We start from the raw sequence: 17671 nt of genomic DNA, 5'->3' as shown, positions 1-17671 counted from the left end.
AGTCCGCCTGCGTCGGAGTTCCGTTCAGGCGCCTCGACGACATGGCTCGCGCGCGGTGTGCGGCGCGCATGGCTCCGGGAAGTCCTTTGAGGTAACGTCAAAGGAAAAACGACGATCCGCGAAACAACGCGCTACGAGGAAACCCATGTGCAAGACTTCTGACGCCGTCGTCATCGCATCCGCCGCGCGAACACCCATCGGCGCTTTCCAAGGTGCATTCGCGACCCTCGCCGCCCCCGAACTCGGTGCGGTGGCCCTACGCGCGGCGGTGGAACGCGCAAAGGTCGCGGCATCCGATATCGATGAGGTCGTCATGGGGTGCGTGCTCGGCGCAGGTGTCGGACAAGCCCCGGCGCGGCAAGCCTCCCTTCGCGCCGGGCTGCCGGTCTCAGCGGGCTGTACCACGATCAACAAGGTTTGCGGCTCGGGTCTCAAGGCCGTGTTGCTCGGCCACGATTTGATCATTGCTGGCAGCGCGCGCGTGGTCGCCGCGGGCGGCATGGAGTCGATGACGAACGCGCCGTATCTGCTGCCGAAGGCGCGAGGCGGCCAGCGCCTCGGCCACGACCGCGTTCTCGACGCGATGTTCTTCGACGGGCTGGAAGATGCTTACGCTCCTGAAACCAGGGGGCGGCTGATGGGCACCTTCGCGGAGGAGTGCGCCGCCGCCTACGGCTTCACGCGCGAGGCGCAAGACGCTTACGCCGTGGCCTCGGCGACGAGGGCGAAGGCGGCGGTGGAAGGCGGCGCGTTCGATTGGGAGACGGCGCCCGTCACGGTCGAAACGCGCAATGGCGCGGCGATTATAGAGCGCGACGAGCAGCCGGGCCGCATCGACATCGCGAAGATCCCGGCGCTGAAGCCGGCCTTCGCCAAGGACGGCACCGTGACGGCTGCCAATTCGAGTTCGATCTCGGATGGCGCAGCCGCAGTCACGCTGATGCGCCGCTCGACAGCGGGCGCGAAGGGCCTCGCGCCGCTGGCGGCGATCCTCGGCCACGCAACCTATGCAAGCGAACCGCGCCTGTTCCCGACCGCGCCGGTCCATGCAATCCGCGCCCTCCTCGACAAGCTCGGCTGGGAGGCACACGACGTGGACCTGTACGAAATCAACGAGGCCTTTGCGGTGGTCGCCATGGCGGCGATGCGCGATCTCGGGCTTCCCCATGGCAAGGTCAACATCCACGGCGGCGCGTGCGCGCTCGGCCATCCCATTGGCGCATCCGGCGCGCGCGTGCTCGTGACGCTGATCGGCGCACTGAAGCGGGCGGGCGGAAAGCGCGGCATCGCGAGCCTTTGCATCGGCGGCGGCGAAGCCGTGGCGATGGCCGTCGAACTCGACTGAGGCAGCGCCATTCTCCCGCATCGCGCTTCTTCTCGTCACGATATGAACGCGAAGCTGCGAAGCGGGGACACGGCTATTTCTCCTTCGTGATATACTCGGGGATGGAAGAAAAAAGCCGGAGGAAGGAAACATGCTTAAGGAAAGCGCTCCAGCAGGTCGAATATCGCTGCTTGCTATCGGCGGCGGCGTTGTTCTTGTGCTAGCCGCCATCGGCGCGTATGCCGTCGCGGCCGTGTCGGAAGACTTCGCGCGCATGCTCGTCATAAGCTATGGTCTGGCCATCGCACTGCTCGTGGCAAGCGTCCTCGCGATGCGCCGCCTGCTGCCACGGGATCTGCGTTTTCTGGCGCTCGCCGCTGGCGTGCCTGCGGCTCAGGTCATTTCTCTTCTGATGTCGCTCGTCGCGTTTGGACCGGACGCGGTGCCGCAGGTGGCCGCCGACCTCGTAGCCCTTGTCATCGGCCTCGTCTGGCTGTTCCAGCGCCCCGGGCGAGCGCCGCTGCTGTTTCTGTTCGCTTATCAAGCGCTCGCACTCGCCCTGAAAACCTACATCCTCTTTACTCAGGACTTCACGCTCAGCTTCATTCGCGGCGTGATTACAACGATCCTCGTCCAGATTCTGGCGCTGTTCGTGCTTTACGACGCGGCTCTGAAGATGAAAGCGCGGGCGGAGCGCGTGTAAAACCCCGCATCGCCATCTCCCTGACACTCGCTCAAAGGGCGCGGGCGAGTTATGGAGCTGTTTGTCCGGAAAAAGCGGGCCGAGGCCGTCAATCGCGCGCGCCGGACGCGGAGCGCGGGGCATGCCGGGAAACGCTTGAGCGCGGCGCTGCCAGAGATTACGAAATTCAGATGACCTTTTACTTCCGCCGCGCGTGGGCGAACATCGTTGATCGGTATTGCGCCGGACGCGGATGCCGGACCCGTTCACGCGGCGAAGACGGGTGGGAAACCCTGTCGGTCTCACCCCGATCGATGGCGCGCAGCTTGCGGCATGGGTCGAGTGTGTTCGCCGGGCCTGGCGCGACGAGCGCCGCGATCCCCTCGCGTCTCGCAGGCCGCTTCCACAAGGCGGCGGCCGTCTGCCTGCTGGCCGCGCTGGTTGGCGCCTCGCCGTCGCATGGGCAGTCGCGGAGAGCCAATACCCCCGGCTGCGACCTGAGAAGCGCGGGCGAAAGCGCGGTTGCCGCCGTCGTCGGGCCTCAGACGCTGCGCCTCGCTGATGGCCGCACGATCCGCCTCGCCGAAATCATCTCTATCCCCGCCCTGCCGCAACATGCTGGAGACGCGGGGCTCGATGCTGTCTCCTTCCTCAGGAGCACGCTCGGAAAAAAGGTTGAGGTGAAAATTGGCGGCGCGGAGCGTGACCGCTACGGCATAACCACCGCGCATCTCCTGGTCGTGGACGATCCCCCGCTCTGGCTGCAGGAAAGACTCGTATCCGCCGGGCTGGCGCTCGTCGCGCCGCAACCCGACAACAGGGCCTGCTTCGACGCGCTTCGGGCTGCCGAGACAGCCGCCAAGTCCGCCGGACGCGGGAATTGGGGGACGGCCGTTTTCAAGGTTCTGCCAGCATCCGACCCGCGTCTCATCGCCAATCTTGTCCAGACTTATCAGATCGTGGAGGGCGAGGCGAAAGCCATCGCCCGAAGCGGCGCGCGCGTCACGCTGACATTCGGCGAGAATGCCGGTTTCGGCTTTCGTGTCTATGCGGAGGGAGGCGCGGCGAAGCGTTTGAACGGCGACGGAGCCGCCGCGCTGGCCGGAAAGACCGTGCGCATCCGCGGCTGGGTGGAGCGCAAGGCCGGACCGTCGATCACGGTCGTTTTGCCCGAACAATTGGAAGTCGTGAGCGGGGCGGAAGGAACCAAACATCCCTGATCCGGATCGCGCCGGTCGGGATGTTTCCTGTCATGGCGGAGAAAGAGCCTATGTCGCGGCATCGCGGCTCCGAGCGAAAGAGCGCGCGACGCTGCGAAAACGCGAAGCCGATCAGGCGGCTTCCTTCTTGTCTTCTTCGTCGTCGACGTCCTGCTTGCGAAGACGTCCGCCCTTGGTCAGCGCTTCGGCGACCCGCTGGATGGCGATGGATTCGTCGACGTCCTGCGCGGCCGCGATTTCGCGGGCCATGCGGTCGAGAGCCGCTTCGTAAAGCTGGCGTTCGGAATAGGACTGCTCGGGCTGAGCATCGGAGCGGTAAAGGTCACGCACCACTTCGGCGATAGTGATGAGGTCGCCGGAATTGATCTTCGCTTCGTATTCCTGCGCGCGGCGGCTCCACATCGTGCGCTTCACGCGCGCACGGCCACGAAGGGTCTCCATGGCGCGGGCGAGCACGGCAGCATCGGAGAGCTTGCGCATGCCGGCGCTCTGCGTTTTGGACGTCGGGACGCGAAGCGTCATCTTGTCCTTTTCAAAGTTGATAACGAAGAGTTCGAGCTTGCAACCCGCGATTTCCTGATCTTCTATTGCAACGATACGCCCTACGCCGTGCGTCGGATAAACCACGTATTCGTTGGTTTTGAAACCGAAGCATTGATCCTTATTATTATCAGGCATACTCGCTCTCACTTTTCTTTGTCTTGGTTAGAGGGTTCTCATCCACTTGCCGCCGCCTCGCGCCTCGCATGACCAGAAACAAATAAGCCACCCAGCCCTCTCTAGAGCCGACTTGAAGCCATGCTTTAATCGTGATCCTTTGCGGGCTGCTCGATACTCGTCCGCTGTTCGGGTCGTTGCCGAGGCCGATCAGACTCAATCGCCGCAGTGAGTCTTCTCTACCGACAGGGAAATATTATCAAAATGCGCCGATTTTAGGAAGCATTCAAAGAGCTTAATCGCTCTCTTTCTGGGGATTTCTCCTCTTTCCTCCGAGTAGTGTTAACAGGGCAACGGTCAAGCCGTCGAATTTGTTCTTGCAATGTTCTGCACGCGAACCCTGAAGCCGGGTGCAGGCCGCTCAAGAAGCACACTTTTCCGGAAGCGGTAAAGTCGCGCCGGGCGACCGCCCGTTCTCGACGCCTGCTGACCCGTCAGTTCGACGAGCCCCGCGTTTTCGACAAGCCGACGGAAGTTCTGCTTGTGCAGATAGCTACCGAGGATGGCTTCGACAACCCGCTGAAGATCAAGCAAGGTAAACGTCTCCGACATCAACTCGAAGATCACGGGCCGATATTTGAGTTTGCCGCGCAGCCGGCTCATGGCCGTCGCAAGGATGCGCCGGTGATCGAACATCATGGGCCGCCCGAGTTGGGGCAGGTCCGACCATGCGCGCGCCGCCTCGCGGCCGTCGCGGGCCGCTTCCGCGATCAACCCCGCCTCATAAAGCAGTTCGTAGCGATCGAGCACCTTTTCGTCGTCCCATGGCACTGACTGACCGAAGCACATGCGAAAGCGGTCCCTTCGCGCCAGCGGCCGCCTCGGCGTTCCAGCGCTTTCGCGGCGATGGGCCCATTCCTCAAGCCTCGGCTCGATCTCCTGCGTGAGGATCTGCGGCTTGCCATTGCGCCAGTCTTCCCATGGCAGATGCCGATACCATGCGTTCCAGTGAGCGCCGCCGCCGGCTGGCGCCTCCTCATTGCGGGTCAGCGCGAGGTAGCCGATCGATACGACATGCATGCCTTCGTCGCCGGGACGCGCGTGGCGGCCGCGGTCGCCGAAGGTATAAAGCTGTTCGACATAGCCGAGATCGACGCCGGTCTGATCCTTCACCCAATCGCGCAGGCCGATTTCGAGCGTGCGATGCTTGAGCGGCGTGAAGAGCCCGAACGGCAGAGCGGGCGGCGAGTCGCCATTTGTCGCGCCGCCGGTCGATACGGTGAGGATCTGGGGTTCGCCGCAAATCATCGAAACGATAGCCGCATTCAGTCCGATCTCGACCGCAGCCGTTTCTTCCCCGGACGCGGCGACCGGCTGGCCGTCCTGCGCTGTGTTTTCCCGTATGAGAAGATCCTCGGGCGTCATCGCAACCAATGGAATACCAGATCGGGCTTCACTACGCCATGCCATCGGCTCGCGAATCATGAGCGCGATTCCGATGCATGGGCGCCACAGCGGCGTGCGGCACGACGCTTTGACTCCTGGTTATCGATCAGTCTCTGCGTAAATCGCGTCGATTTAATGCATACCGATCTGAAAACACCAAAGGCGCCGCGCGTGATGACGGCGCGGCGCATAAGAGCAAGAGCACCGATCCAGGGAGGCGATGAGCCCGAGCGAGGCTTTCGGCCGGATCGGCTAGATGTCTTCGCGCGGCTCCAGAATCTGGCGACCGCGATATTTGCCCGACTTCAGATCGATGTGGTGCGGACGGCGCAGTTCACCCGACTCCTTGTCCTCGACATAGGTCGGGGCGGCAAGCGCGTCGGCCGAACGGCGGAAACCGCGCTTCATGGGCGAGACTTTTCTCTTGGGGACTGCCATCGTCGTTCTCCGGATAGAAATGCGACAAGCCCCGTCCTTCGACCGCATGGGCCGAAGAAGCGAAGCCTATCGAGAGTTAATCGATGTCAGATATACATGCCCTTTCGACGCTTGGCTAGCCCGCTTGGCAAAAAGTGCGATGTTTTCAGGGTCGTTTCAATTGGCGCATTGCACCCCGTTCCGCGCGCTGGCTCTCGCGTCTCGGGCGGCGTTTCGACGCGCCAGGTCCAGGCAGCAGGGTCGCGCTTCATGCATCCCCTTGTTTCTGCGTCGGTCGCCCAGGCCACACCCCAGGATGCAGAACTTTAGTCGAGTGGCGCGATCCCGCGCCCTGGACTAGGCACCGGCAGCATAACATTCTCGAAACGATGGACATATAGCGAGAGTCATTCCTCGCGAAGTGACGACAGACAGAACGGCATCCTTCGATCGTGAATAGGGCGGATACGAATCGAGGAGACGTGCCTCAGTGGCGGAGAGAAACCGCTGTCGCTGAACACATGTCAGGTCGACATTCGATAGAGGAATTCAATGGACCAGCGAGTAGACTCGAAATTTGAGAATTTTCAACTCACCACCTCCCCGTGGGCTAATCCGACCCCCGCAGGTCTGGTAGGCCTGGCCGTAGCCTGTTTCTGCTTTTTCGCCCTGTTGAGCGGCCATGTCACAAAGGAAGCCATGCCGTTGCTGGGCCTGTGGCTGTTGGGCGGTTTCATCATCCAGTTCACCGTCGCGATCCTGGACTACAAGTCGAACAATTCGACCGGCGGAAACACATTCCTGTTCTTTGCGGCCTTCTTCATGTTCGTCGGCGGCGTCGAGATGCTGATGAAGTACGACATGATCGTGCGGCAGGTGCCCTTCGACGCGCGAATCGATGGATGGGCGTGGGTTGTCCTCACCCTCGTTCTCTGGCTGTGGACACCCGCGTTCCTCAAGAACACGGCGCTGCTTTTCGCCATTGTGGCGCTGCTCGACGTGGCCCTGCCCTTCGTGGCGCTGATGGATCTCGGCCTGATCGGGAAGTCCAACGCCTACATCCCCGCCTGGGCCTTGCTTGGCGCCGGCATCGTGGGGATTTATCTCAGCGGCGCTCTGGTGGTGAACACGGCTTTCGGCAGGCAGGTCTTGCCGTTGCCGGGGCCGCTCGTTGAATAAGAGAATGCTCGTCGCCTCGTCGCGACGGCCTCCCTATGACAGAGCGCCGGGCAACCGCCCGGCGCTTTCATTTACAGGCGATCCCTGTCATCGGACGGCGGCGGCGGTCTCCTCGCGCCACGCTTGCGCCTCGCCTTCCGCCTTCTTGCGCTCGTCAGGTTTCAGCGACATCACGAACAGGTCCATCCTGAAATCGCTCTGCCCTGCTGCCCGCGCCAGCAGATGCCACTTCGACGCGGCGATTCGGTCCTTCTCGATGCCGAATCCGGCGGAATAGGCGCGCGCGAGGCGATTTTGCGCGATAGGATTGCCGCGCTCGGCCGCAACCCTCAACAGCTTCACCGCACCCGCCTCGTCCTTCGGCACGCCCTTGCCATTGCCGAGCATGATTGCATATTCGACCTGCGCTTCGAGGTTCCCCAGTTCGGCCGCCTTCGCCATCAGCTGAGCTGCCTTTGCCTCGTCCTTGGCGACGCCGTCCCCATGGCGAAGGAGCGTCGCGAGGTCGTATGCTGCCTGCGCGTGGTCCTTTTCCGCGGCAACGGCGAGCCAGTAGGCGGCCCGCCCCATGTCCTGCGGCCGCGCGAAGCCCTCCACATAAACCTGCGCGAGATTATAGGCAGCGACAGTGTGGCCCTGCTGCGCGGCAGCCTCGAAAAAGTCCGCCGCCTTTCGGCGATCCTTCTTGAGCCCTCGCCCCTCCGCCAGCATCAACCCCAGACGGAACTGCGCGTGCATGTCTCCCGCGACCGCGCCCTTGGTGAACCATTCGGCCGCCTTCTTCAGATCCTGATGGACGCCAAGGCCTTGCTCGTAAAGCTCGCCGATGAGCGTGTTCGCCTGCGGTTCGCCACGTTGTGCCGCCGCACTCGCGAGCCGATAGGCCTCCTCATAATTCCCGGCCTCGAAAGCCGCATAAGCCGGATCGCCGGGGTCCGATGGCGCTTCGCTCGTCGACCAGCCGCCTTTGGATGCAGACGGCGCTTTTGGAGCGGCGTTGCAGTCGGGCAAAAAGGCTCCGGTAAGGAGAGCCGTAAAGACGAAGGCAAGAACTCGCATGCTTTTCACAGAAGCAAAACCCCGAAGACATCGCCTGCGCGATGGATTGCCCGTCAGGCCGAACCGGGAGGCAAGTCCGCACCGGAGGCTAGGTCTGGCTTTGCAAGCCGAACTCTGTTGCGAAAATAAGGCTTTCGCCCGCTGTCTCCGTTTCTTCGACAAAAAGAAAGTCGGGCCGTGCATCGAGGACGCGAGCGCGATCGGGTTTCTTCGCTCCGACGATGAGCGCGACGGGTATTTCCGCGACCTCATCCCACCAGGCCGAGACATCGACGGCGGCGTCAAGATCGGTGGCGGCGTCGAAGGCGAGGAAATCGACGCCAGCTTCCGCCGCTTCCATCGCCGCGTGACGGCTCACCCCGCACCCTGCGCCTAGGATCGCCTCGGCGCCAAGCGCCTTTCTTGCGCCGGCAAAATCCGCCGCTTCCGATGATGGGAACCAGACGCCGCTGGCTCCGGCACGCGCAGCTTCACGGACCTCGCCCGCGACGAGCACGGCGAGTTCGAGCGGTGCCGCCGCCTTTACCAGCGCTGCGTTCTCTCGCGACGGGTGAATGATCAGCGCAGCGGGACGGAAACTTGCCACGAGTTCCGAAAGGCGCGCCGCCCACTCCGTTTCCAGAGCGGGCGGGATGGCAACGATAAGCCCGCAAGGCTTTTCGCTCATGGTATCATCGCTTTCTCCAGAGCCCGTTCCGATCCGATTGGCTCGCAATCGGATCGGCAAGACGGTCTCTTCCTGAAGTTCAGAGGCGGATCTTCCTTTGATGGGATCAAAGGCGCGCTCCGTCTCTCTGCCTTGGCGAGCGTCGTGATGGAAAACCGCTTCGCGCGCTTTTCCGTACGGACTCTAAAGCAGCTTGCCGATGGCGACGGCCGTGTCGACCATGCGGTTGGAGAAGCCCCACTCGTTGTCGTACCAAGACAGCACGCGCACGAGCTTGTTGTTCACGATCTGCGTCTGTGTCAGATCGAAGGTGGACGAGTTCGGGTTGTGGTTGAAATCGACGGAAACGAGTTCTTCGCTGGTCACGCCGAGCACGCCCTTCAGTTCCTCTTGCGAGGCGCGTTCGATGGCGTGGTTGATTTCCTCGACGCTCGTCTCACGACCGGGGATGAAGACGAGGTCGACGCACGACACGTTCGGCGTCGGCACGCGCACCGAAGTGCCGTCGAGCTTTCCCGCCAGTTCCGGCAGCACGAGACCGATCGCCTTCGCGGCGCCCGTCGTGGTCGGGATGATCGAGAGAGCGGCGGCACGGGCGCGGCGCAAATCCTTGTGGGGCAGGTCGAGAATGCGCTGGTCGTTCGTGTAGGCGTGGATGGTCGTCATGTAGCCCTGGTTGAGGCCGCACAGATCGTTGATGACCTTGACCACCGGCGCGAGACAGTTCGTGGTGCAAGACGCATTCGAGATGATCTCGTGCTTGGGCTCAAGCTGCTTGTGGTTGACGCCGTAAACGACCGTGAGATCCGCGCCCTTCGACGGCGCCGAGACGAGCACCTTCTTGGCGCCCGAACGAAGATGGATCGCCGCCTTGTCGCGGTCGGAGAACACGCCCGTGCATTCCATCACGAGATCGACGCCGAGGTCGCCCCACGCAAGCTTCGACGGATCGCGCTCGGCGAGAACCTTGATCGGGCCGTAGCCGACGTCGATGCCGTCGCCGGTAACGTTAACCTCGCCCGGAAACTTGCCGTGAACGGAGTCATATTTAAGCAGATGCGCGTTCGTCTTCACGTCGGTCAGATCGTTGATCGCGACGATCTGGACGTCCTGACGCTTGTATTCGGAAATGGCCCTGAGAACGTTTCGACCGATACGGCCAAAGCCGTTGATAGCTACCCTGACAGTCATTGTGTGTTTTTTCCGCTGGAAACGAGATTCGCAATCTTTTGCATCTGTTGCGCGCGCGCAACCTTGATCGCTAAAGCCAGGGAACGCAAGAGGCAAACGATTTTGCCCTCCGTTAAAGATTTTTTCTTGCGCGGAAACAGAGCAATCATCCGCGATGCGTCGCCCCCGATCACTATCGGGTGCGCATTTTTGAATAATCGCGCAACAGTTGCAATGAGCGAATTGATTTCCTCCAATTATTGGCAACCTAAAAGGCATGAAAAAGCTGACGTTAACCAATCGCTGCTATGAAAAAGGCAGAAAAAGATGTGCGCGTTGACCCGTTAACCTTCCTTTAAGGAAACGTCATGCCCAGCCAATACCTCAATTACATGCTCGGGGCCTTGAGCTTCGGGCTGTTCGTCGCTTTTGTCGCCAGCACAGCCGAGAAGCATGAGCTTCTTCAGGCCAATCTCGCAATGTCGAGCCAGCTCATCGAGGCGAAGGACAAGGCGAATACGCTCCGCGACAAGTACGCTGTCGAGGTCCGCGCCCGCGAATTCGCCGAAGCGGCCCGCGATATAGCCGAGGCCGCCGAGAAAGACGCGCGCGGCGAAGTCGGGATGCTCAAGGCGAAGCTCGACGAGGCGAACGCGGCGAAGGAAACGGCGGAATTCGCGCTTATCGGCACCCAGGAACTTGTGTCGGACCTGCTCGGGCGGCCGGCTGTCGCCTCGGCACGTCTGGCGCCTTCCGCCGCACTCGATGCCACGAAGGCCACCCCCGCTTCGCCCGCGCAGGCGACGCCGCTGCCGTCGACCGAAGCGGCTAAGCCTTCCGAGGCGTCGCTGCCCGGCGGCGTGCTTCTCATTATCGGCGCGCTTGGCGCGCTGGGGTTTGGCCTGACGCGCTTCGGACGTTTCGTTCGCTGAGGCGAGGGACAAACGGCATGGTCACCCTTTTCGACAAGGGCGGGGAGCCTTCGGGTTCCTTCCTTATTTGACGGCCTATTTTTTGGCCGCCGCCCCTGACCAAACCGCAAGCGCTCCGTCGGCGCTTGCCTTCCCGGGCGCGCGGTCTACCATTTCCAACGCCTGTATCCCTGCGTCCGCGCCATCGGAGAGAATATGAGAGCAAGATCCGTCGTCGCCGTCGCCCTTGCCGCGGTGCCCATCGCCATTATCGCCGTATTCCTGATCGCGGGTCCGGAGCGGATCTGGTCGCTCGCCGGTCCTGCCGATCAGGGGCCGGTGGATTTCGAAACGCTGAGCCGCCGCGATACGCCGAATGACTCGCTCGCCTGCCCGCCCGGCGCATGCAAGGCGCGCAGCGATATCAGGCCGCCCATCTTCGCGGTCGGCGCGCACGAATTGAGGAAGGCTTTCGCGAGTGCTGTCGCTTCCGAGGCGAATCTCGAACTCGTCGATGTCGACGAAGGCAAGCTCAGCGCGCGATATGTGCAGCGCTCCCCCTTCTGGCGTTTTCCCGACACCATCGAAGTGCGCTTCATCGATGTGGAGGATGGCCGATCGACGATCGTGATCTACAGCCGCTCGCTCGTTGGTCGGGGCGACTGGGGCGTGAACAAGGCGCGAATTCAGCGCTGGCTCGACAAGCTGGCAAAGGTCGCGCCCGTGGTGCAGATCGCCTGAGCCGTTATAAAGCCGCGCTTCCCGCCGAAGAGACGTTTGCACCCCGGGCGTTCCTTGTTAATGTCCGCGCTCATCTCCAGACGATACGAGCTTGGCAAAGACATGACGGGACACGCCCCCTCGAACCTTCAATTTCCCCACCATCTCGTCGCGTCTCTCATCGAGGAAGCGCTAGCGGAAGATCTCGGCCTCGCTGGCGACATCACGACCAACGCCATCATCGAGGCGAACCACATCTCCGAGGCCGTCCTCGCTCTTCGCGAAGACGGGTGCATCGCGGGCCTTCCGCTCGCCGAAGCGGCATTCCGCGCGATCGATCCCGGCATTTCCTTTGAAGCGGAGCTTCGCGATGGCGAAAGCGCCCATGCCGGAAGCGCCATCGCCCGCGTATCGGGCAGCACGCGGGCCATCCTCTCCGCCGAACGCGTGGCGCTGAACCTCGTGCAGCATCTCTCCGGCGTCGCCACAGCAACGCGCCACTTCGTGGAAGCCGTTCACGGCACGCATGCCCGCATCGTCTGCACCCGGAAGACGACGCCCGGCCTTCGCGCCTTCGAGAAATACGCGGTGCGCGCCGGCGGCGGACACAATCACCGCTTCGGCCTCTTCGACGCAGTCCTCATCAAGGACAACCACATCGCGGCGGCGGGTAGCGTTTCGGCGGCGATCGAACGCGCACGGACAGCCAACGGCCACATGGTGAAGATCGAGGTGGAGGTCGACACGCTGACGCAACTTGAAGAAGCCCTTCAGCATGATGTCGACGCGGTTCTCCTCGACAACATGGCCGTGCCGGAACTCAAGAACGCGGTCGCTCGCGCCAAAGCCGCGAAGCCGGGCATCCTGTGCGAGGCGTCCGGAGGCGTGCGGCTCGTTACCGTGCGCGCCATCGCCGAGACGGGCGTGGACATGATTTCCGTCGGCGCCTTGACGCATTCGGTGAAGGCGCTGGATATCGGCCTCGACTTCTGAAAAGGAAAGCGAAAACAGGGAATTGAATCGCGCGGGCGTTTTCCGGATGCAAACGCAAGCCATGCAATATATGCATGGCACCCCGCTACTTTCGGCGAGAGACTTAAAGCCAATTGGACCGTCGCGGTCGAAGCAGTAACGTGCGCTGGTCGACCATCAACACCACTGATTTGCGACGTGTCATACAACGCCAGACGCTTTCTTCACACGCTCTTTGAAACGGCTGTCGCAGTGGCGCAGCCGGGCCGTTGTCTGCCGCATCATTTTCCTGAATGCCCGACCGACGGCAAGATCGTCATCATCGCCTGCGGCAAGGCGGCGGCGGGTATGGCGCGCATCGCTGAAGACCACTTTTCGCGGATCTGTCCGTCGCATGCCCTGACGGGCGTCGCCATCACCCGGCATGGCGAGAAGTCCGAACCCTTGAAAAAGCTGAAGCTGATCGAGGCGGCCCACCCGATCCCGGACGAGAGCAGCGTCGTCGCCGCCGCGGAGGCGATCAAGGCCGCGCATTCGGCGAAGGCGGGCGACCTCATCCTCACCCTGATTTCGGGCGGCGCCTCCGCGCTGCTCGTCGCGCCCGCCGGCAAGATCACGCTGGCCGAGAAGCAGGACTTGACCCGCACACTTCTCAAATGCGGCGCGCGCATCCATGAAATCAACTGCGTCAGGAAGCATATTTCGCGCATCAAGGGCGGACGCCTCGCCGCCTGCGCCTCGCCTTCGGCGATCCTCGTCACGCTCGCCATATCGGATGTGCCGGGCGACGAGCCGCAGACTATCGCTTCGGGCCTCACATGCCCCGACACAACGACGCTCGCCGATGCGCGGCGCATTCTGGCGAAATACGGCATCACGGCGCCGCGTTCCGTCGTCGAGGCGCTCAACGATCCCGTGAACGAAACACCGAAGCCGGGGCACGCGATCTTCGCCAATGCGCGTTACGAACTCGTCGCCACCGGCCGCGATTCGCTTCAGGCGGCGGGCGAAGTGGCGCGCGGCCAAGGCTTCGAGGTGATCATGCTGGGCGACTCGCTCGAAGGCGAGGCCCGCGACGTGGCCGAGATGCACGCACGTCTGGCCCGGCGCTGCCTTTCGGACGGGCGGCGCGTCGTGATCCTCTCGGGCGGCGAACTCACCGTGACCGTGCGCGGCAACGGCAGGGGCGGCCCCAACCAGGAATATGCGCTCGCCCTCGCCGCCGCCCTCAACGGCGAGCAAGGCATAGCCGCGTTCGCGGGCGACACCGACGGCATCGACGGCGGCACCGGCGATTGCGCGAACGATCCCGCGGGCGCGATCGTCGATCCCGGCACCGCGAGGCGCGCGGCGGCGCTCAATCTCCTTCCAGCCACATTTCTCGCCAATAACGACGCTACCGGCTTTTTCCGGCTCACAAACGATCTCGTCGTCTGCGGCCCCACGGGAACAAATGTGAATGACTTCCGGGCTATTGTTGTCGACAGCTCAATCAGAGATTAGTGTGAGCCAGCGACTCACGTGATTCCTGGAACACACGGATGATCTTGCAACGGCTTCCCATATCGTCAAGGCTGGCTCGCATGACGGCCTTGGCGGGCGCTTTTTGCATCGGGCTGGCCCTGCCGGCTCCGGCGAATGCCGAACTCAAGCTTTGCAACAGCACGTCCAGCCGCATCGGCGTCGCCATCGGCTACAAGGACAAGGACGGCTGGGTCAGCGAAGGCTGGTGGAACGTCGACAGTCAGTCTTGCGCCCTTCTCATCCAGGACAGGCTCCGCGCGCGCTTCTATTATGTCTACGCCTTCGACTACGACAAGGGTGGCGAGTGGGGCGGCGCCATCGCCATGTGCACCAACGACGTCGAATTCACCATCAAGGGCATCGATAATTGTGACGGGCGCGGCTTCAAGAAAAGCGGGTTCTTCGAAGTCGACACGCAGGAGCAGACGGACTGGACGGTAAAGCTCACCGATCAATCCGAAACGGCGCCTGCCGCGCCGATGGATACGAGCGGCGGGCCGCCCGCCGCCGACGCTCCCGCGCAAGCCGCAGCAGCCACCGCGCCGGGGACACGCCGCCGATGAAAAGAAAACGCCGCGTCAAGATCATAGCCACCCTTGGACCGTCGACCAGCACTCCGGAGCAACTCGAACGGCTTGTCGTGGCCGGCGCGGATGTCTTTCGGATCAACATGAGCCACTCCGGCCATGACGACATGCGCACCTACGTCGCCGCGCTGCGCGAACTCGAAAAGAAATACGGCCCCATCGCGATTCTCGCAGACCTTCAGGGGCCGAAGCTTCGCATCAGTTCCATCGCGGAAGGCAGCATCCAGCTCGAACGCGGTCAGACCATCATCTTCGATGCGAATCACACGCCGGGTACCGTTGATCGCGTGGGCCTTCTGCACCCCGAAATCTACGCGGCGGCCGAGCCGGGCCACACCCTTCTCATCGACGACGGCAAGCTTCACATGCGCGTTCTCGAAGCGCGCCCGGGGCGCATCGTCGCCGAAGCGATCACCGCCGGCGTGCTGTCGAGCCGCAAGGGCGTGAATCTGCCCGACGCCATCCTGCCGCTCGCATCGATGACCCCCAAGGACCGCAAGGATTGCGAAGCGGCTCTCGAAGCGGGCGTGGACTGGGTCGCCATTTCCTTCGTTCAGCGTGTCCATGACGTGCGCGACGTGCGCGCCATCGTGGGTGATCGCGCAGCCATCATGGCGAAGATCGAGCGCCGCTCCGCCATCGCCGAAATCGACGACATCCTGCGCGAGAGCGACGGCGTGATGGTCGCACGCGGCGATCTCGGGGTGGAGATGCCGCTTGAACAGGTGCCGGGACTTCAGAAGCAGCTCCTGCGCGCGGGGCGCGATCTCGGCAAGCCGGTCGTCGTCGCAACGCAGATGCTCGAAAGCATGACGTCATCTCCCGTCCCCACGCGCGCCGAGGTTTCCGACGTCGCGACCGCCGTTTTCGAAGGCGCTGACGCCGTGATGCTGTCCGCCGAATCCGCGACTGGCGCCTACCCGGTCGAGGCCGTGGCCACCATGGACCGCGTTGCGCGCGAAGTGGAAAAGGACGTGAATTACGAAAGCATCCTGCATTTTCGCGGGACCCCGTCCGACAAGACCGCCGCCGACGCCATCAGCGCGGCCGCTGCGTCCATTGCGGAGACGCTGAAGCTGAAGGCGATTTTCTGTTACACCGCGACGGGCAAGACAGGCCTTCGCGTCGCGCGGCAGCGACCGGCCCAGCCGATCGTTGTGCTGACGCCCGTGATCGAGACCGCGCGGAGGCTCAACCTCGTCTGGGGGCTGCACTGCGTGCAGACGTCAGACCCTGCAAACACGGGCGAGATGGTGCGCGGTGCCGAGGAAGTTGCGCGCGCTTCCGGCTATGCCGACGATGGCGACCGCGTCATCGTCTGCGCGGGCGTGCCGTTCAAGCGGCCCGGCAGCACGAACATGCTTCGCATCTTCACTATCGGCGAGGACAGCGGCAGACCGCACTGAGGCGCGGCGGGGGTGTACCGAGACCGCCTAGTCTGAATCGACGCCTAGATGGGAAACGCTGTATGGGTAATCCACAGCACTTTAGCCTCGAACTTCCGCAGCGTTGCCTGCAGTTGCTGGAAGAGCTTTGGCCGCACGCTAAAAATTGTCTGAATGCTAAGAATCCTGAGCTTGGATCGCTTACAACTACTTTTTTAATTTCCATGTCAATACCTATTATCGTTTTCCCCATTGAGAGAATCGAGCGGCATCGTTACGCTCAAGCTAAAAATTATGCCGATGATCGGCACAAAAATCCTGAAGTCGCACAAAGTATTATAGAGACCTTAGCGGGAAATAAATTTGAAGACGCCCCATTTTTTGCAAAGGATTGTTGGAGTTTTGTACGCTCGCCGATTTTCAATATCTCTGATAGGCTTCCGGACGACACCGCAAATTCACTCGCAGCGGATGATGCCTTTCTTGCAGCAAAGAAGATGCCGACATCTCAATGGTGTAGCATCTTAAGGAATGCGATGGCGCATGGCGGTATCGGATATCTTGATAATTCTGGGAGAACTAGCGAAGATCAACCGGTTACGATGCTGGTGTTTGCAAGCGGCAAATACACAGGCAAAGGTAAATATAGAACACTGACCGAAATCAATCTTTTAAGAATTAGCACAGAGAATTATCGCATTTTCCTGCGTTCGTGGGTGACTTGGCTAAAAAAAGAAAATTTTATATTCAATAAGCCGTTCGATCTCCCGCAAGCTGGATGGTTGGGCGGCGATTTTGCCGCCCTTGATACAGAAATTATAGAACCGTAAGCTTCTGCAGATTCACGAGTTCGGCGATCCCCTTCTTCGCGAGCGCGGTCAGCTCGGCCATGCGTTCCTCGGAGAACGCGCCCTTCTCCGCCGTCGCCTGAATTTCGACGATCTGACCCTTGCCGGTGAAGACGAAATTCGCATCCGCCTCGGCATCCGAATCCTCGGGATAATCGAGATCGAGAACCGCTTCCCCCTTGTAGATGCCGCAGGAGACCGCCGCGACGTTGTCCTTCATGGGCTCGCCGCGCAGCATGTCGCGTGCGCGCATCCACTGGAAGCAATCGTGCAGCGCGACCCAGGCGCCGGTGATCGACGCGGTGCGCGTGCCGCCATCCGCCTGCAAGACGTCGCAATCGACCATGATCTGGCGTTCGCCGAGCGCCTGAAGATCGACCACGGCGCGGAGCGACCGCCCGATCAGACGCTGGATTTCCTGGCTGCGTCCGGACTGATGGCCGGTCGTCGCCTCGCGGCGCGTGCGGTCGGAGGTTGCGCGCGGCAGCATGCCGTATTCGGCCGTGATCCAGCCCCGTCCCTGCCCTTTCAGCCACGGCGGCACGCGGTCTTCGAGGCTCGCCGTGCAAAGCACATGCGTGTTGCCGAACTTGATAAGGCACGATCCTTCCGCGTGATGCGAAAAGGCGCGCTGGAAACTCACGGGGCGAAGGTCGCCGGCCTGCCGTTTCGAGGGGCGCATGCAATTTCTTTCTTTTCGGGCGCGCTGCTTGCGCGAGGCCCTTTTATAAGTCTCACCTTACCGCAGCCGGGCGGTTTAACCCGGCTCGATTGTGAAGTTGGGCATCCTTATTCGAACGCCGTAGCGGACAGTAGGCCAGCGTTTTTCGGGTATCAACGGCTTTCGGCCGCCCCCGCGTCGCTTTGATCCTTCGCCAAATGCCGCAGACGCACGCGAGCGAA

Annotated in this window: 19 protein-coding genes; 11 read left to right on the top strand and 8 right to left on the bottom strand. The window is 62.3% G+C overall.

Annotation, left to right across the window (positions count from 1 at the left end; genetic code table 11):
- Nucleotides 1-145 precede the first annotated feature (145 nt).
- The 3 genes from EK416_RS00995 to EK416_RS00985 all read left to right on the top strand — a co-directional run bounded on the left by EK416_RS00995 (nt 146) and on the right by EK416_RS00985 (nt 3226).
- A complete protein-coding gene (locus EK416_RS00995; protein WP_127075429.1) occupies nt 146-1345 on the top strand; it encodes an acetyl-CoA C-acyltransferase in 1200 nt (399 codons plus the stop codon).
- 130 nt (nt 1346-1475) lie between these two features.
- Nucleotides 1476-2027, top strand: coding sequence for a hypothetical protein (locus tag EK416_RS00990; protein WP_127075427.1), 552 nt, complete (start codon nt 1476-1478; stop codon nt 2025-2027).
- A 170-nt stretch (nt 2028-2197) separates the two neighbouring features.
- Nucleotides 2198-3226 carry a thermonuclease family protein gene (locus tag EK416_RS00985; protein ID WP_127075425.1) on the top strand — a complete coding sequence of 343 codons (1029 nt, stop codon included), beginning with the start codon at nt 2198-2200 and terminating at the stop codon, nt 3224-3226.
- A gap of 111 nt (nt 3227-3337) precedes the next feature.
- Here EK416_RS00985 and EK416_RS00980 read toward each other — a convergent pair whose 3' ends face one another.
- The 3 genes from EK416_RS00980 to rpmF all read right to left on the bottom strand — a co-directional run bounded on the left by EK416_RS00980 (nt 3338) and on the right by rpmF (nt 5767).
- Nucleotides 3338-3904: a CarD family transcriptional regulator gene (locus EK416_RS00980; protein ID WP_127075423.1), complete on the bottom strand. Its 567-nt coding sequence runs from the start codon at nt 3902-3904 to the stop codon at nt 3338-3340.
- A gap of 336 nt (nt 3905-4240) precedes the next feature.
- Nucleotides 4241-5308 (bottom strand): NUDIX hydrolase, encoded by a 1068-nt coding sequence (locus EK416_RS00975; RefSeq protein WP_127076319.1) that lies wholly within the window; start codon nt 5306-5308, stop codon nt 4241-4243.
- 273 nt (nt 5309-5581) lie between these two features.
- Complete coding sequence (gene rpmF, locus EK416_RS00970) at nt 5582-5767, bottom strand: 50S ribosomal protein L32 (RefSeq protein ID WP_013418306.1); 186 nt, start codon at nt 5765-5767, stop codon at nt 5582-5584.
- Nucleotides 5768-6298: 531 nt separating this feature from the next.
- Here rpmF and EK416_RS00965 point away from each other — a divergent pair.
- Complete coding sequence (locus EK416_RS00965; protein WP_127075421.1) at nt 6299-6925, top strand: acetate uptake transporter family protein; 627 nt, start codon at nt 6299-6301, stop codon at nt 6923-6925.
- Between the two features lie 87 nt (nt 6926-7012).
- Here the strand turns inward: EK416_RS00965 and EK416_RS00960 are convergent, their stop codons facing one another.
- The 4 genes from EK416_RS00960 to EK416_RS00945 all read right to left on the bottom strand — a co-directional run bounded on the left by EK416_RS00960 (nt 7013) and on the right by EK416_RS00945 (nt 10078).
- Nucleotides 7013-7984: a tetratricopeptide repeat protein gene (locus EK416_RS00960; protein WP_164729795.1), complete on the bottom strand. Its 972-nt coding sequence runs from the start codon at nt 7982-7984 to the stop codon at nt 7013-7015.
- Nucleotides 7985-8072: 88 nt separating this feature from the next.
- Complete coding sequence (locus EK416_RS00955; RefSeq protein ID WP_127075417.1) at nt 8073-8651, bottom strand: thiamine phosphate synthase; 579 nt, start codon at nt 8649-8651, stop codon at nt 8073-8075.
- 183 nt (nt 8652-8834) lie between these two features.
- Nucleotides 8835-9842: a type I glyceraldehyde-3-phosphate dehydrogenase gene (gap, locus tag EK416_RS00950; protein WP_127075415.1), complete on the bottom strand. Its 1008-nt coding sequence runs from the start codon at nt 9840-9842 to the stop codon at nt 8835-8837.
- Entirely contained in the window at nt 9839-10078 is a 240-nt protein-coding gene (locus EK416_RS00945) for a hypothetical protein (RefSeq protein WP_127075413.1), read from the bottom strand. The genes gap and EK416_RS00945 overlap by 4 nt, the downstream gene beginning before the upstream one ends.
- A gap of 111 nt (nt 10079-10189) precedes the next feature.
- Here EK416_RS00945 and EK416_RS00940 point away from each other — a divergent pair, with 111 nt between their 5' ends.
- From EK416_RS00940 to EK416_RS00910, 7 genes are all read left to right on the top strand, one after another.
- Nucleotides 10190-10753 carry a hypothetical protein gene (locus tag EK416_RS00940; RefSeq protein WP_127075411.1) on the top strand — a complete coding sequence of 188 codons (564 nt, stop codon included), beginning with the start codon at nt 10190-10192 and terminating at the stop codon, nt 10751-10753.
- A gap of 195 nt (nt 10754-10948) precedes the next feature.
- The gene (locus tag EK416_RS00935) at nt 10949-11473 is read left to right on the top strand and encodes a DUF1499 domain-containing protein (RefSeq protein ID WP_127075409.1); all 525 of its coding nucleotides are present in this window, start codon (nt 10949-10951) and stop codon (nt 11471-11473) included.
- Between the two features lie 102 nt (nt 11474-11575).
- Nucleotides 11576-12445, top strand: a complete 870-nt coding sequence (gene nadC, locus EK416_RS00930) for a carboxylating nicotinate-nucleotide diphosphorylase (RefSeq protein ID WP_127076318.1) — start codon at nt 11576-11578, stop codon at nt 12443-12445.
- A gap of 177 nt (nt 12446-12622) precedes the next feature.
- Nucleotides 12623-13927: a glycerate kinase type-2 family protein gene (locus EK416_RS00925; RefSeq protein ID WP_127075407.1), complete on the top strand. Its 1305-nt coding sequence runs from the start codon at nt 12623-12625 to the stop codon at nt 13925-13927.
- 80 nt (nt 13928-14007) lie between these two features.
- Nucleotides 14008-14511, top strand: coding sequence for a DUF1036 domain-containing protein (locus EK416_RS00920; protein ID WP_245433898.1), 504 nt, complete (start codon nt 14008-14010; stop codon nt 14509-14511).
- Nucleotides 14508-15941 (top strand): pyruvate kinase, encoded by a 1434-nt coding sequence (gene pyk, locus EK416_RS00915; RefSeq protein WP_127075403.1) that lies wholly within the window; start codon nt 14508-14510, stop codon nt 15939-15941. The genes EK416_RS00920 and pyk overlap by 4 nt, the downstream gene beginning before the upstream one ends.
- A 62-nt stretch (nt 15942-16003) precedes the next feature.
- Nucleotides 16004-16750, top strand: a complete 747-nt coding sequence (locus tag EK416_RS00910; protein WP_127075401.1) for a hypothetical protein — start codon at nt 16004-16006, stop codon at nt 16748-16750.
- On the opposite strand, the gene rph is transcribed toward EK416_RS00910, so the two are convergent.
- Nucleotides 16737-17450: a ribonuclease PH gene (gene rph, locus EK416_RS00905; protein ID WP_127075399.1), complete on the bottom strand. Its 714-nt coding sequence runs from the start codon at nt 17448-17450 to the stop codon at nt 16737-16739. The genes EK416_RS00910 and rph overlap by 14 nt on opposite strands.
- Nucleotides 17451-17671: the final 221 nt, after the last annotated feature.

The sequence above is a fragment of the Rhodomicrobium lacus genome, assembly GCF_003992725.1.
In the GTDB taxonomy this organism is placed as follows: Bacteria; Pseudomonadota; Alphaproteobacteria; order Rhizobiales; family Rhodomicrobiaceae; genus Rhodomicrobium; species Rhodomicrobium lacus.
Note: the sequence above shows the minus strand (reverse complement) of the source record. Positions and strands in the feature narration are given on the sequence as shown.

What these genes read in the sequence shown, in the direction of transcription:
- rph (WP_127075399.1), bottom strand. Translation starts at nt 17,450, where the DNA reads ATGCGCCCCTCGAAACGGCAGGCCGGCGACCTTCGCCCCGTGAGTTTC.
- nadC (WP_127076318.1), top strand. Translation starts at nt 11,576, where the DNA reads ATGACGGGACACGCCCCCTCGAACCTTCAATTTCCCCACCATCTCGTC.
- EK416_RS00940 (WP_127075411.1), top strand. Translation starts at nt 10,190, where the DNA reads ATGCCCAGCCAATACCTCAATTACATGCTCGGGGCCTTGAGCTTCGGG.
- EK416_RS00995 (WP_127075429.1), top strand. Translation starts at nt 146, where the DNA reads ATGTGCAAGACTTCTGACGCCGTCGTCATCGCATCCGCCGCGCGAACA.
- EK416_RS00955 (WP_127075417.1), bottom strand. Translation starts at nt 8,651, where the DNA reads ATGAGCGAAAAGCCTTGCGGGCTTATCGTTGCCATCCCGCCCGCTCTG.
- EK416_RS00980 (WP_127075423.1), bottom strand. Translation starts at nt 3,904, where the DNA reads ATGCCTGATAATAATAAGGATCAATGCTTCGGTTTCAAAACCAACGAA.
- EK416_RS00920 (WP_245433898.1), top strand. Translation starts at nt 14,008, where the DNA reads ATGACGGCCTTGGCGGGCGCTTTTTGCATCGGGCTGGCCCTGCCGGCT.
- EK416_RS00965 (WP_127075421.1), top strand. Translation starts at nt 6,299, where the DNA reads ATGGACCAGCGAGTAGACTCGAAATTTGAGAATTTTCAACTCACCACC.
- EK416_RS00935 (WP_127075409.1), top strand. Translation starts at nt 10,949, where the DNA reads ATGAGAGCAAGATCCGTCGTCGCCGTCGCCCTTGCCGCGGTGCCCATC.
- pyk (WP_127075403.1), top strand. Translation starts at nt 14,508, where the DNA reads ATGAAAAGAAAACGCCGCGTCAAGATCATAGCCACCCTTGGACCGTCG.
- EK416_RS00910 (WP_127075401.1), top strand. Translation starts at nt 16,004, where the DNA reads ATGGGTAATCCACAGCACTTTAGCCTCGAACTTCCGCAGCGTTGCCTG.
- EK416_RS00975 (WP_127076319.1), bottom strand. Translation starts at nt 5,308, where the DNA reads ATGACGCCCGAGGATCTTCTCATACGGGAAAACACAGCGCAGGACGGC.
- EK416_RS00985 (WP_127075425.1), top strand. Translation starts at nt 2,198, where the DNA reads ATGACCTTTTACTTCCGCCGCGCGTGGGCGAACATCGTTGATCGGTAT.
- EK416_RS00960 (WP_164729795.1), bottom strand. Translation starts at nt 7,984, where the DNA reads ATGCGAGTTCTTGCCTTCGTCTTTACGGCTCTCCTTACCGGAGCCTTT.
- gap (WP_127075415.1), bottom strand. Translation starts at nt 9,842, where the DNA reads ATGACTGTCAGGGTAGCTATCAACGGCTTTGGCCGTATCGGTCGAAAC.
- EK416_RS00990 (WP_127075427.1), top strand. Translation starts at nt 1,476, where the DNA reads ATGCTTAAGGAAAGCGCTCCAGCAGGTCGAATATCGCTGCTTGCTATC.
- rpmF (WP_013418306.1), bottom strand. Translation starts at nt 5,767, where the DNA reads ATGGCAGTCCCCAAGAGAAAAGTCTCGCCCATGAAGCGCGGTTTCCGC.